10 protein-coding genes and 1 tRNA gene are annotated in these 13,336 nt (G+C 72.0%); 5 read left to right on the forward strand and 6 right to left on the reverse strand.

Annotated features, from left to right (window positions below; genetic code table 11):
• Window positions 1–130: 130 nt before the first annotated feature.
• Together A37W_RS20730 and A37W_RS0102050 are read right to left on the reverse strand one after the other, a co-directional pair.
• Window positions 131–1,726 (reverse strand): ATP-binding cassette domain-containing protein, encoded by a 1,596-nt coding sequence (locus A37W_RS20730; RefSeq protein ID WP_018301358.1) that lies wholly within the window; start codon window positions 1,724–1,726, stop codon window positions 131–133.
• A 121-nt stretch (window positions 1,727–1,847) separates the two neighbouring features.
• Entirely contained in the window at window positions 1,848–2,180 is a 333-nt protein-coding gene (locus A37W_RS0102050; protein WP_018301359.1) for a DUF3140 domain-containing protein, read from the reverse strand.
• A 92-nt stretch (window positions 2,181–2,272) separates the two neighbouring features.
• Between A37W_RS0102050 and A37W_RS20735 the strand changes: the two genes are divergently transcribed.
• Both A37W_RS20735 and A37W_RS0102060 read left to right on the forward strand, forming a co-directional pair.
• A complete protein-coding gene (locus A37W_RS20735) occupies window positions 2,273–2,923 on the forward strand; it encodes an enolase-like domain-containing protein (RefSeq protein WP_018301360.1) in 651 nt (216 codons plus the stop codon).
• Between the two features lie 135 nt (window positions 2,924–3,058).
• Window positions 3,059–3,616: a lipid-binding SYLF domain-containing protein gene (locus tag A37W_RS0102060; protein WP_018301361.1), complete on the forward strand. Its 558-nt coding sequence runs from the start codon at window positions 3,059–3,061 to the stop codon at window positions 3,614–3,616.
• Here A37W_RS0102060 and A37W_RS20740 read toward each other — a convergent pair.
• Window positions 3,606–4,832 (reverse strand): DUF2254 domain-containing protein, encoded by a 1,227-nt coding sequence (locus A37W_RS20740; protein WP_018301362.1) that lies wholly within the window; start codon window positions 4,830–4,832, stop codon window positions 3,606–3,608. The two genes, A37W_RS0102060 and A37W_RS20740, sit on opposite strands and share 11 nt — an antisense overlap.
• A 140-nt stretch (window positions 4,833–4,972) precedes the next feature.
• On the opposite strand from A37W_RS20740, the gene A37W_RS0102070 reads away from it, so the two are divergent.
• The 3 genes from A37W_RS0102070 (at window position 4,973) to A37W_RS0102080 (ending at window position 9,163) form a co-directional block, all read left to right on the forward strand.
• Window positions 4,973–5,614 carry a glutathione S-transferase family protein gene (locus A37W_RS0102070; RefSeq protein WP_018301363.1) on the forward strand — a complete coding sequence of 214 codons (642 nt, stop codon included), beginning with the start codon at window positions 4,973–4,975 and terminating at the stop codon, window positions 5,612–5,614.
• A gap of 294 nt (window positions 5,615–5,908) precedes the next feature.
• Window positions 5,909–8,314 carry a GcvT family protein gene (locus A37W_RS0102075; RefSeq protein WP_018301364.1) on the forward strand — a complete coding sequence of 802 codons (2,406 nt, stop codon included), beginning with the start codon at window positions 5,909–5,911 and terminating at the stop codon, window positions 8,312–8,314.
• A gap of 249 nt (window positions 8,315–8,563) precedes the next feature.
• Window positions 8,564–9,163, forward strand: coding sequence for a nucleotidyltransferase family protein (locus A37W_RS0102080; protein ID WP_018301365.1), 600 nt, complete (start codon window positions 8,564–8,566; stop codon window positions 9,161–9,163).
• Between the two features lie 89 nt (window positions 9,164–9,252).
• On the opposite strand, the gene A37W_RS20745 is transcribed toward A37W_RS0102080, so the two are convergent.
• The 3 genes from A37W_RS20745 to ypfJ form a co-directional block, all read right to left on the reverse strand.
• Window positions 9,253–11,604, reverse strand: coding sequence for a Hint domain-containing protein (locus tag A37W_RS20745; RefSeq protein ID WP_018301366.1), 2,352 nt, complete (start codon window positions 11,602–11,604; stop codon window positions 9,253–9,255).
• A gap of 672 nt (window positions 11,605–12,276) precedes the next feature.
• A tRNA-Leu gene (locus A37W_RS0102090) sits at window positions 12,277–12,362 on the reverse strand.
• Between the two features lie 82 nt (window positions 12,363–12,444).
• Complete coding sequence (gene ypfJ / locus A37W_RS0102095; protein ID WP_018301367.1) at window positions 12,445–13,299, reverse strand: KPN_02809 family neutral zinc metallopeptidase; 855 nt, start codon at window positions 13,297–13,299, stop codon at window positions 12,445–12,447.
• Window positions 13,300–13,336: the final 37 nt, after the last annotated feature.

The raw sequence follows: 13,336 nt of genomic DNA on the forward strand, positions 1-13,336 counted from the left end.
CGGACTCCTCTCCACTCCATCGCCCGTGTGCCGGGGGCGGAGCGGGAGCCCCGCTCCTGCCTTCGGTCGGACTATATCTGGCACTTTCCGTCTGGCAAGCCCAATAGGTTTAGTCCTTGCTGCACCTGCACTAGCCCGCCTCCGTGAAGGCGACGTGACAGTCGTCCACAGGCGTCGCGACCAGCGTCCGCGTGGGCCGGAGGGCGGCGGCGAAGGCCTCGTCGTGGGTGACGAGGATCAGCGCCCCGCCGAAGCCGGCGAGGCCGGTCTCCAGCAGCTCCAGCGCCTCCAGGTCGAGGTGGTTGGTCGGCTCGTCGAGGATCAGCAGCTCCGGCGGCTCGGGCGCGCCGAGGACCAGCGCGAGGCCGAGGCGCAGCCGCTCCCCGCCCGAGAGGGTCGCGGCCGCGCGGTCGCCCGCTGGCCCGCGAAAGCCGGCGCGGGCAAGCGCGGCGCGGGCGCCCTGCTCCGTCGCCGCCGGATGGCGGGCGAGGTAGGCCGCGACGAGGGGCACGGCCGGATCCGGCGCCGCGAGCGCCTGATCGAGAGAGGCGCGGCCGGGGGTGACGCGGCAGGTGCCCCGGGTGAGCGGGAGCGCGCCCGAGATCATGGCAAGGAGCGTGGACTTGCCGGCGCCGTTGGGGCCCGCGATGCGCAGGCGCTCGGGTCCGGTGACGGTGAGGTCGACGGGACCGTAGCGCCGGCCGCCGCGCTCCGCCTCGGCCGCGCTCAACTGCAGGACCGTCCGCCCCTCCGGCAGCGGCGCGGCGGCGGCGTCGAAGCGCAGGGCGACGGCGGGCCGGATGGCGCCCTCGGCGCGGGCAAGGCGGGCGTCGGCAGCCTCGATCGCGCGGGCGTCCAGCCTCGACGCGCCCGAGGCGGTGTTCTCCGCCCGCTGCTTCTGCATGTCCATCAGCATCTTGCCGTGGCTGCCGCTGGCCCGCAGGCGCCGGCCCTGCCGCCCGCGGCCCGCCGCCGCCTGCGCCCGCGCCTCGGCCGCCGCGCCCGCCGCCGCCCGCGCGTCGCGGGCACGGTCCAGCTCCGCTTCGGCCCGCTCCGCCGCCGCCGCCCGGGCGGCGATCCAGTCGGACCAGCCGCCGCCCGTGAGCGTCACGCCCTCCGGCGACAGTTCGGCGATCCGATCCGCCCGCTCCAGCAGCGCCCGGTCGTGACTGGCCACCAGAGCGACCCCGCCGAACCCCTCCAGCATCCGCGCGACCGCCGCCTGACCATCCGCGTCCAGATCGTTCGTCGGCTCGTCGAGCAGGATCGCCGCCGGCGCGTCGAAGGTGACCGCGGCCAGCGCCGCCCGTCGCGCCTCGCCGCCGGACAGCTCCCCTACCCGCGCATCGGGCGGCGCAGCCAGGTCCATACGGGACAACGCCGCAACGATCCGCTCGGCCAGCGTCCAGTCGATCTCGTCCGCATCGTCGAACGCCCCCGCCTCGGCGCGACCCAGCGCGTCCCACGCGCGGCCCTGCCCGAACAGGTCCACGATGCGCAGGCCCGGGTCCGGCGCCTGCTCCAGCCGGCGGAGGGCACCGGGCGCACGGGCGGTCCCCTCGTGCGGGATGCGGCCGGCGATGGCGTCGAGAAGGGTGGTCTTGCCGCAGCCGTTGCGACCCACGAGCCCGGTCAGGCCGGGCGGCAGCGAGACGGTGACAGGGGCGAAGAGAGGAGAGCCGTCAGGACGGCGGACGGTGAGATCGGACAGGATCAGGGCGGACATCGGCAGCTCCGGAGACGACAGGGACAAGGGCGAGCGTCACTGCCGTCCGATCCATCTGTCCGTTCTCCATGCGCGTGTCCGTCCGTCCACCTTACCCGATCCCGGCGCGCCGGGCCAGCCGCTACTTCTTGAGCGGGTCGTGGCCCCAGTTCATCAGCGAGTAGCGCCAGTTCGTCTCATCGACGTCACCGTCGGGCCGCTGGGCCGTGTGGCGGCCGATATAGCCGTTGACCTTGGCCATGTGGTCCCACTGGTCGTCGGTCAGGTCGTCCTTCTTCGTGCTCTTGATCTCGATGATCCTGCGGCCGGACTTGTGGCCGGTGGACTCGCCCTCGCCGCCGGTGTCGCCGACGGATTTCGACTCGCCCGTCTCGAGCCACTCCTCCAGCTCCTTCGGCGTCATGTTCACGCGCTCGCGCCACTCGTCCCAGATCGTGTCCCGGTCCTTGCTCATCGTGCTGTCTCCTTCATGGTCTCGGCCCAAGCGCCCGTGGCGGCGGGGCGGTTCCGCCGCTATGGGTCACGTGAGCGACAGGAGAGAGCGGGATGGGCGCACCCTCGGCGGCGGAGGCGATCGCGAACAACGTCGCGCTGTGCCGGGCCGTGCTGTCGGCGAACGGGCGGCGGGTGACGCCGTTCGGCGACGGCTACGTCACCTGGGACGCGCCGCTGCCGCTCTACCCGTCGGCGGTCCTGACGGCGCCGGAGAGACCCGACGGCCTGGTCCGGCTGCCCGAGGGCGCGGGGGTGAAGGACGCGACGGGGCGCCACGACCTGAGCCCTCTCGGCTTCCGCCGGCTGATCGAGGCGCGCTGGATCGGCTTCCCGGCCCCACGACCCGAGCCGGCGCACGCGCCGGAGCGGATCGGCCGCGACGGCCTGCGCGACTGGGCCGCGGCGTGGGACGGCGGCGCCGAGGTCTGGCGGTCGGGCCTTCTCGCCCTGCCGGAGGTGCGGATCGTCGGCTGGCGACTGGCGCGGCGCCTGATCGCGGGCGCCGTCCTGAACGAGGGGCCCGCGGGCACGGTCGGCCTGTCGAACCTGTTCGGACCGCCGGAGGACCTGCCCTCACGCATCGCCGGCATCGCAGCCACATGGCTCGACCGGGCCGTCGTGGCGTGGGAGGCGGACCCCGCCCCGTTCCTCGCCCTCGGCTTCGCCGATCTCGGCCCGCTCGCCGTCTGGCTGCGCACCTGACCGCCCGCCGGCGGACCCTCGCCCGGCCCCATCCCATGTGGATGACAGCGGGCGGGAACCTGCCTATAGTGCCCTCACCGGAAGACCCCGACCCAACGGGGCGACGGCGAGAGGCATCGGCAGGAAAGACCAGACATGGCACGGATCACGCGCCGGGGACTGACCCTCGGCCTGCTGGCGGGGGGCACGCTCGCCGCCTGCGGCAACGGCATCGGCGGCGACGGGGCCGCCATCATCGACAGCCGCGTCGACCAGACGGTCAACTACATGTTCGGCGCCTACCCGGGCACGCAGGACCTGATGGCCCGCTCGGCGGGCATGCTGGTCATGCCGGTGGTGACCGAGGTCGGTCTCGGCCTCGGCGGCACCTACGGGCGCGGCGCGCTCCGCGTGCGGGGCGCGACGGTGGACTACTACTCGCAGTCCTCGCTGTCGGGCGGCCTGCAGCTGGGCGCGCAGCAATATTCCCACGTCCTGTTCTTCATGACGGCGGAGTCGCTGCTCAACTTCCGCCAGTCCGACGGCTGGGCGGTGGGCGGCGACATCGAGTACGCCTACCTCGACCAGGGCGAGACGCTGCGGGCCGAGACGACGACCTCGCGTCTGCCGGTGATCGCGGTGATCTTCGCGCAGACCGGCCTGCGGGTCGGCGCCACGATCGAGGGCACGAAGTACACGCGGATCATTCCCTGACGGCCGCCGCCGCCTCGACCCGTGCCACGTCGAACGGGTCGTCTATCTCGCGGCGCACCCGCTCCATCGCGCGGGCGGCGCAGGCGCGGGCCGCGGCGGCGAGCCCGGGATCGGCCGACCGGCCGAGGGCGGCGAGACGCTTCTGCAGGAAGATCTGCACCTCGGCGAGGCCGGCGCCGTCGCGGGCGATGGCCTCGAACGCATTCACCACCAGCGTCTCGGCCTCGATCCGGGGCGCGGTGACCACCGCGCCTTCCGCCGGGGCGCAGGGGCGCCAGCATTCCAGCACCCGGGCGATGCGGCCCAGCACGTCGATCGCGGTTCCGGGGTCGTTGATGCCGGGCGACAGCGCCTTGGATCCCAGCTCGGACAGCAGGATCAGGCCGAAGCGCGGGTCCTGCTCGGTGGTCCGCAGCACGCCGAGGTGAAGGGCGTCCCGCACGGCCTGGTCCAGCTCCTCCCCGCCGCCGCCCTCGACCACCGCCAGCACATCGCCCACGTCGATGAAGCTGCCGGGCCCGACGGCGAGGTGCACGCGCGCGCCCGCCTCCTCGGCAGCCTCGATCAGCGGCTCGGGATTCAGCGCCTGGACGTAGGCGCACTCCTCCGCGCAGATGCGCCGCCCTTGCGGGATGTGGTCCGGCGGCGCGCCGAGCCGCTCCCAGAAGTCGCCCGAGCGCGCTTCTGTCGCCCGGATCGCCTCGCGCTCGATCCCGGCCCCGACATGCAGCAGCGAGCCGACGCTCTGCAGGTGGATCATCCAGCGGATCATCTGGCCGACGATCAGCGCGAGCACGAGGAGCGTGGTGAGGTAGAGCGCCGCCTCGTCGGCCTTGGTGAAGCCCGGCCGTTCGGACAGGACGATGGCGATGAGGGCGTAGATGTAGGCGCCGATGAAGGTGGCGAGCGCGGTCTGCGTGCGCGTGTCCTTCATCAGCTCGCGGTGCGTCCGCGGCGTGAACTGCTGGGACGAGGACCGGAACACCGAGACCATCACCGTCAGCGAGAAGGTCGTGACCGTCAGCATCGAGGTCGCGATGATGTCGAGAAGACGATGGACGGCGTCGGTGCCGATCTCCTCGACCAGGCTCTCGCCGATGTAGCCGCCGACGATCTGCGCGATCAGCAGCGCGATGATCGCGAGCGAGGCGACGAGCGCGATCCTCACGTAGAGGCGCCGCGACAGGCGGCGCAGCGTCCGCAGGATCCCCTTCATTCCGCCGTCCCCCGCTTCTCGCGTCACGGCACGTCCTAGTCCGACGCAGGCGTCGGTCGAGATCGCGCGAGACTTCGTCGCGGCTGCGGGGCGCCGGTGACGGCTTGACCGGCCGACCGCGTCGTGGCCAGGCTCGCTCCATGCAGCCGCTGATCCTGACTACGTTCGACTGGGTGCCCGAGGGGCCGCGCGGCTATGTTCGCGACCTGCGCGTGCGCTGGGCGCTGGAGGAGGCGGGCCTGCCCTACGAGGTCCGGACGACCAACGCGGTGGACCGCGGCGCCGACCACCTGGCGCGGCAGCCGTTCGCGCAGGTGCCGTACCTTCAGGACGGCGACCTCTGCCTCTTCGAGAGTGGCGCCATCCTCTGCTGGCTGGGCCGCCGGAGCCCGGCGCTGATGCCACAGGACGAGGCCGGGCGCGCCGTGGTGACGCAGTGGATCTTCGCCGCGCTCAACTCGGTCGAGCCGCATGCCGTTGCCTGGGCCAGCGCCGTGGCGAAGGGGGCGGAGCCGCCGGCCACGCTGGGCCGGCGGCTGGACGGGCTGGAGCGGGAGCTGACGGGGCGGGAGTGGATCGCCGGCGCCTTCTCGGCCGCCGACATCGCGCTCGCCGACGTGCTGCGCGGGCCGGACCGCCGCGGCGGGCTGGACGGGCACCCGGCCGTCGCCACCTACCTGGCCCGCGCCACGGCGCGCCCGGCGTTCCGGATCGCGCTCGCCGACCAGCTGGAGCATTTCGCCAAGGCGCCCCCGCCCGGACCGGTGGGAGGGGCGCGATGACCGGCGGGCCGTAGCCGGAGCGGCATGCCCGGGCAGGCAGCCTCCGGTCCCGGACAGACGCTTTCTCGCGGCGGGATGGTCGAGGTCACGCGGGCACCGCGGCATGAACCCGCTACCGGAAAAGCGGCGGTGCGTCCGACCGCGGCCAGCCGCCGCCCTCCGTGAGGGCTGCGGGCATCCTGAAGATCCGCAGCCATGCACGGGCCAGAACCGACGCGATCGGTCGCAATCCGACCGTCCGGGCCGTGCCGCCCTTGCCAAGCTCGGCGGAAAGCGGACGGGGGAGTGCGGGCGATGAGGACGACGACGCGGGTGGCGGTGATCGGCGGCGGCGTGGTCGGCTGCTCGGTCCTCTATCACCTGACGAAGCTGGGCTGGTCGGACGTGATGCTGATCGAGCGGTCGGAGCTGACCTCCGGCTCCACCTGGCACGCGGCCGGGGGCTTTCACACCCTCAACGGCGACACCAACATGGCGGCGCTGCAGGGCTACACGATCCGCCTCTACCGCGAGCTGGAGGAGCTGACGGGCCTGTCCTGCGGCCTGCATCACGTGGGCGGGATCACCTTGGCGGACAGCCCGCAGCGGATGGACCAGCTGAAGGCGGAGCGGGCGAAGCACCGCTACATGGGCCTCGACACGGCGATCCTGTCGCCGGCCGAGGTGGCCGAGATGACCGACGGGCAGGTGAACACCGACGGGTTGCTCGGCGCGCTGTACGACCCGCTCGACGGGCACCTCGACCCGTCCGGGACGACTCACGCCTATGCCCGGGCGGCGCGGATGGGCGGGGCGGAGATCGTGCTGCACAACCGGGTGCTGGAGACCAACCCTCGCCCGGATGGGACCTGGGACGTCGTGACCGAACAGGGCACCATCCACGCCGAGCACGTGGTGAACGCCGCCGGCCTGTGGGCGCGCGAGGTCGGCGCGATGGCGGGCGTCTACCTGCCGCTGCTGCCGATGGCGCACCAGTACCTCGTGACGGACGAGATCCCCGAGATCGTCGCCTTCCTCGACCGCGGGAAGGAGTTCCCGCACGTCATGGACCCCGGCGGCGAGAGCTACCTGCGGCAGGAAGGCCGCGGCCTGTGCATCGGCTTCTACGAGAAGGCGCCCGAGCCGTGGGGCCTCGCCGGCACGCCGTGGGAGTTCGGGCACGAGCTGCTGCCCGACAACCTCGACAAGGTGGAGGACAGCATCGCCTTCGCCTACCGCCGCTTCCCGGTGCTGGAGCGGGCGGGCGTCAAGCGGGTGATCCACGGCCCCTTCACCTTCGCGCCCGACGGCAACCCGCTGATCGGGCCGGTGCCGGGGCTGCGGAACTACTGGTCCGCCTGCGCAGTCATGGCCGGCTTCAGCCAGGGCGGCGGGATGGGCCTCGCCCTCGCGCAGTGGATGATCGAGGGCGAGGTGGAGCGCGATCCCCGCGGCTTCGACGTCGCCCGCTTCGGCACCTGGACGACGCCGGGCTACACCGTGCCGAAGGTGGTCGAGAACTACCGGATGCGGTTCTCCGTCTCCTATCCCAACGAGGAACGCCCGGCGGCGCGGCCGTTCCGGATGACCGCGATGTACGACACCTTCGACCGAATGGGCGCCGTCTGGGGCCAGCAGTACGGCCTGGAGGTCGCGAACTGGTTCGCCCGAGGCGGCGAGCCGCGGGTCGAGACGCCGAGCTTTCGCCGCTCGGACGCGTGGGAGGCCACGGCGCGCGAGGTGCGGGCGGTCCGCGAGCGGGTCGGCATCAACGAGCTGCAGAACTTCGGCAAGTACCGCGTGACGGGCGCTGGCGCCGAGGCGTGGCTGTCGCGTGTGATGGCCGGGCGGCTGCCGGCGGAAGGGCGCATCTCGCTGTCGCCGATGCTGGCCGACAGCGGCAGGCTGATCGGCGACTTCACCATCGCGCGGCTGGGGCCGCAGGCGTTCCAGCTGACCGCGTCCTACGGCGCGCAGGGCTGGCACATGCGCTGGTTCGAGCGGCACGCGGGCGAGGGCGCGGTGGTCGAGAACATCTCGGACCGCTGGACCGGCTTCCAGATCGCGGGGCCGCGCGCGGCGGAGCTGCTCGGCCGGGTGACGAACGCCGACGCGGGCGCCCTTCCCTTCCTCGGCGCGGCACGGATGACGGTCGGCATGGCGGATTGCCTCGTGCTGCGGGTCAGCTACACCGGCGACCTCGGCTACGAGATCTACGCCGACGCCACCTCGCAGCGGCACCTGTGGGACGTGCTGTGGGGCGCGGGCGCGGACCTCGGCCTCGCGCCGTTCGGGATGCGGGCGATGATGAGCCTCAGGCTCGACCGCGGGTTCGGCTCGTGGGGCCGGGAATACACGCCCGACTACACGCCGGCCGAGACCGGTCTCGGACGGTTCCTGGACTGGTCGCGGGAGGGCTGGATCGGCCGCGAGGCCGCGCTGGCCGCGCGGGAGCCGTCCCGGCGGCTCTGCACGATGGTGGTGGAGGCGGCGGACGCCGACGTCTCGGGGTGGGAGCCGATCTGGCTGGACGGCGCCGTGCGGGGCTTCTGCACCTCGGGCGGATACTCGCACTGGACCGGCCAGTCGGTGGCGATGGGGTTCCTGCCGCCGGAGGCGATCGCGGACGGGCGCGCGGTGGAGGTGGAGATCCTGGGCGCGCGGCGGGCAGCGACGGTGCGGACCGCGCCCCTCTGGGACGATCCGCGGATGAGGGCGTGAGCGGGGTCGCCTCCCGGGAACGTGTGCCCAAGGGCCGGCCCGCCCCGGCCCTGAGCCGGGGCCCCGCGGGACCGGGTGCCGCGTCCCGTTAGGGCCTCGGACCCGACGGCGGGGCGGCATACAGGCTTGGTTGCGCGAGGCCCCGGGTCGCGCCCGGGGCGGGATTCCACCGGTTGTCGACGATCCTCCTGTGCCGCGCGCGGCCCCTGCCCCGTTGCCGGCGGACCTGCCGCTGTCTAGCTTCGCCGGATGACCCCGATCCTGATCCTCGCCGCCGGCCTGTCGTCGCGCATGCGCGGCCGCGACAAGCTGGCCGAGACCGTGGACGGCGTGCCGCTCCTGACCCGGATCGCAGGCGCGGCGGTGGCGAGCGGTGAGCCGGTGCATGTCGCGCTGCCCGCCTTGGACCATCCCCGCGCCCGGCTGCTCGACGGGCTGGACGTGGTGCGCCTGGTCCTGCCAGGCAGCGCGGACGGCATGGGCGGCACATTGCGCGACGGCGTCAAGGCGCTGCCCGAGGCGGCGCGCCTCCTCGTCCTCCTCGCCGACCTGCCGCTGATCGGGCCGGACGAGATCGCCGCCGTCCTCGCCGCCCCCTCGGCCGCGCCGCACGCGCTGATCTGGCGCGGCGCCGCGGCTGACGGAACGCCGGGCCACCCGATCCTGTTCGACGGCTCGCTGCGGCCCGGCTTCGCCCGGCTCGGCGGCGACGACGGCGCGAAGGCGGTCGTCGCCGCGCACCGGGACCGGACCCACCTCGTGCCCCTGCCTGGCCGGGCCGCCACGCTGGACCTGGACACCCCGGAGGCATGGGCCGCGTTCCGGTCCGGCTCGGCCCCCGAGACGTGAAAAGGGGGAAGCGCCCCCCCGCGCTTCCCCCTCGATCCGTCCGCGCCGGCGTCCCCGGGACGCCGGCGGGACAGGGCTGCAACCAAAGTCTACCGCGCAACCAACAGCCGGGCCTCGTGCTTCTTCAGCGAGCGACGGGCGGCCTGGTAGCCTTCCAGCCCCTCGGCCGACTTCAGCTCGGGGAACAGTTCGAAGATTTCGGAGCGCTGCGCGTCGCCGATGCCCTTCAGGCTCCAGTCGCCGGGCTGGAAGCTTTCGGTCCAGGCCCCGTTCGACAGGACGACCTCGTGGCGGTCGAACATGAAGTGCACGTAGGTGACGCTCATCGCCTCGACCGAGTGGATGCCCGGCGCGCCGACGAGGTGCTTGGCCGAGGCGAGAACCTCGCTCTCCTCGAAGTAGAGCTGCGTCCGCTCGCCGCTGACGAGAACCCGGTGGTTCGGCGAGACGATGGTGTCCCGCTCGGGCAGGCCGTTGCCGAGGGCGCCGGCGCGGATCAGCACCGGCTGCAGGTGCGGCGCGGACATCAGCGCCTTGCCCGACATCACCTTGGTGCCGACCCAGCGGATCTCCTGGATGCCGTTGTCGCGGGTGATGATCCGGTCGCCCTCGCGCAGCTCCTCGACCAGCCGCTCGCCCCGCGGGGTCGCGATGACGGTGCCGGGGGTGAAGCAGGGCACGATGTTCTCGATCTCGATGAAGTCGAGACGCGAGCCGTCGCCGAAGGTGACGTAGCCGTCCTCGCGGTCCTCGGAGGTGTAGGTGATCGAGTCGAAGTCGACGCCGGTCAGGTCGAGCACGTCGAAATCGTCGCCGCCCGAGCCGCCGTCGACGTAATCGCCGCCGTTCCCGCCGAAGAAGATGTCGCGATCGTTGCCGCCGTACAGTTCGTCGTTGCCCTGGCCGCCGATGACGGTGTCGTTGCCGCGGTCGCCGTGGATCGTGTCGTCGTCGATCTGCCCGTCGAGGTAGTCGTCGCCGCCGCCACCGTACATGGTGTCGTCGTCGTCGGCGCCATAGACGGTGTCGTTGCCGGCGCCGGCATAGATCACGTCGAGGCCGTTGTCGGTGACGAGGTCGCCCTCGTCATCACGAATGTACAGGCTATCGACCGTCGGCGTCTCGAAGCCGCCGTAGATCGTGTCGTTGCCGGCGCCGCCGTAGATCGTGTCGTTGCCCTCGTTGCCGATGAGGGTGTCGTCGCCCTGGTTGCCCCAGACGGTGTCGTCGTCGATGCCCGCATCGACCCGGTCGTCGCCGGCGCCGCCCTTCACCTCGTCGCTGTCGTCGCCGGTGCGGATCCAGTCGTTGCCGCGGCCGCCGTCGACGGTGTCGCGATCGTTGTAGGGGTCCGGATCGGTCGGCAGCGGCGGGTACGGATTGTCGAACAGGCCGATGTTGCCGTCGCTGCTGTCGATGTGGTCGTCGCCGTCGCCGCCGTAGATGCTGTCGTTGCCCGAGCCGCCCATCACGCTGTCGCCCTGCGGGCCGGAGAGACGGATCTCGTCGTCGCCGGAGCCGCCGTCGACGCTGTCGGCACCGAGGCTGTCCTGGATGTAGTCGTTGCCGGCGCCGCCGTTCAGCGTGTCGTCGCCGATGTTGCCGAAGATCGAGTCGTCGCCGTTGCCGCCCGAGATCGAGTCGTTGCCGGCGCCGCCGTAGATCTCGTCGTTGCCCTCGAGGCCGCGGATCACGTCGTTGCCGCCGAACCCGTAGACGAGGTCGTCGTCGCCGAACTCGCCCGGCAGCAGCGCATCGTCGTTGTCGATGCGGTCACCTTCCGGGTCGCCGGTATAGCCGAGGTCGATGATGTCGTCGCCCGACGTGCCCTCGACCGTGCCGTCCGGACCCGGAGGCGGCGGCGGCGGCGGGTTGTTCTTGAACTCCTCGATCTCGTCGAAGTCGATCGTCTCGCCGGTCTCGTTGCCGTGCTCGTCGAGGAACACGACCGTGCCGTTGTAGCCGTTGCCGTTCGAGTCGGTCACCAGGTTGTCGAGGCGGTAGTTGCCGAGGCCCGTCAGGTCGAGGACATCCCAGTCGTCGCCTTCCGAGCCGCCGTCGGCATAGTCGCCGGCGCCCGCGAACAGGACGTCGCGATCGGCGCCCCCGGCGACCCAGTCCTTGCCTTCACCGCCGATGACCGTGTCCGACCCCTCGCCGCCCTTGAGCGTGTCGTTCCCGGTGCCGCCCTTCAGCAGATCGTCGCCCGACCCGCCCCACAGGATGTCGTCGCCGGCGCCGCCGTCGATGGTATCGTTCCCGGGCCCGCCGTACGCGGTGTCCTGGTCGTCGCCCATCTCGACGATGTCGTCACCCTCGCCGGCGTGGACCACGTCCTCGCCGCCTCCGGCATAGATTATGTCCTGGCGGTCGGCGCTGGTGTCGACCTGCGCGCCGCCGATGACGTCGTCTCCGGACGTACCTTGAACCGTAACGGGCATTCCACTGTCTCCTCTACACGCCGCGGGCGGCGGCGGCGGCGTGGCCGCACACATGTCTGGACGGGACGGCACCGTTCAGGTGCACGATCCCGCACGCTTCGACGATCGCCGAAGCGGTGAGTCCTTGTTCCGCGACGAGGCAAGGGACGCCCTGTGCAGACACTTTCACTTTCGCGGGCCGAAACTGGCTCGCGCCGGCCACCCCCATGGCCGGGCCCCTCGGAGGGGACACGAAGAGTGATAGAGGCAGGCTTGTGTCGAACAAAGAGAAAAGTGTTGGTAAATCGACCTGACGGGAGCCTCACTGGTCTGAAAATACGTCCCTTTTCAGGAGACGCTCACTCCCCCCGGGAAGGATTGTTTCCGATTTTCCCTACCGCCGATGGCACATTCAGCGCTTGAGGCCGCAGCATCTTGGTCTGCCCGAGCGCCTCCTGCACGCGAGGGTTGCACTCCGAATGGAATTTGTAGCCGCGCCGGAAACGGAAGGTCCGCCGTGGATCGGCGCTGGCGGTTGACGCGGCGTCCGACCGCCTGGCGCCCGCGTCGTAGGCGGTCTGGAACCAATCGCCCGGCTCGCGTCCCATTGCGGCCGAAATCTCGACCGACTAGCCGAATCGTAACGATCGGAGAGGTTTTCGACAGGCCGGTTCGGCATTTGGAAAGGAAAGTTGGTGCCGGCGGAGAGACTCGAACTCTCACGATGTTGCCATCGGCGGATTTTGAATCCGCTGCGTCTACCATTCCGCCACGCCGGCCGGCCGCCCTCGCAGTAGCCGGGCGCCCCTGTTCCGTCAATCTGCCGCGAAGGCGTCCGTCTCGGACGCTCGGCCGTGTCCGCTACAGGCGCTCGGCCGAGAAGGTGTCGCAGTTGGCCATGAGCGGCTCTTCGTAGCCGCGGGCGAACCAGCGCTGGCGCTGCTCCGACGTGCCGTGGGTGAAGCTGTCGGGGCGGACGACCTGCCCGGACTGGCGCTGCAGCGTGTCGTCGCCGATGCGGCTGGCGGCGTTCATCGCCTCGGCGATGTCCCCCCGCTCGATCACGCCGAGGCGGTCCTCCGCGAGGCGGGCCCACAGACCGGCATAGCAGTCCGCCTGCAGCTCGATCCGGACGGAGATCGCGTTCGACTGCGCCTCGCCCACCTGCCCGCGGACGCGGTTCGCCTCGCCCAGGGTGCCCGTCAGGTTCTGAACGTGGTGCGCGACCTCGTGCGCGACGACGTAGGCCGCGGCGAAGTCGCCGCCGGCCCCCAGCTGCTGCTGCAGGGTCACGAAGAAGTCCGTGTCGAGGTAGACCTGCTGGTCGGGCGGGCAGTAGAACGGTCCCGTCGCCGACCCGGCCACGCCGCAGGCAGAACTGGTGCGGCCGGAAAACAGGACGAGGACCGGGGGCTGATAGGTCGCGTTCAGCTGCTCGGGGAAGACCTGGCCCCACACCTGTTCGGTGTCGGCCAGGACCACCGAGACGAACTGCCCCGCCTCTTCCTCGTCCTGCGTCAGTTCGCGCTGGGCACCGGTCTGCACCGCGCCGTCGCTTCCGCCCAGCAGGGGCGTGAGATCGACGCCGAGGAAATAGCCGACCACGACGATCGCCAGCACCCCGAGGCCGCCGGCCCCGCCGACCGCGAGACCCCCGCCGCCGGAGCGGCGCCGGTCCTGGATGTTGCGGCTGCCCCGCCGTCCACGCCATTGCATCGCCTGCACTCCGCTTGCCTTGACGGAGGCAGTTGAC

Source organism: Wenxinia marina DSM 24838 (assembly GCF_000379485.1).
GTDB classification, from domain to species: domain Bacteria; phylum Pseudomonadota; class Alphaproteobacteria; order Rhodobacterales; family Rhodobacteraceae; genus Wenxinia; species Wenxinia marina.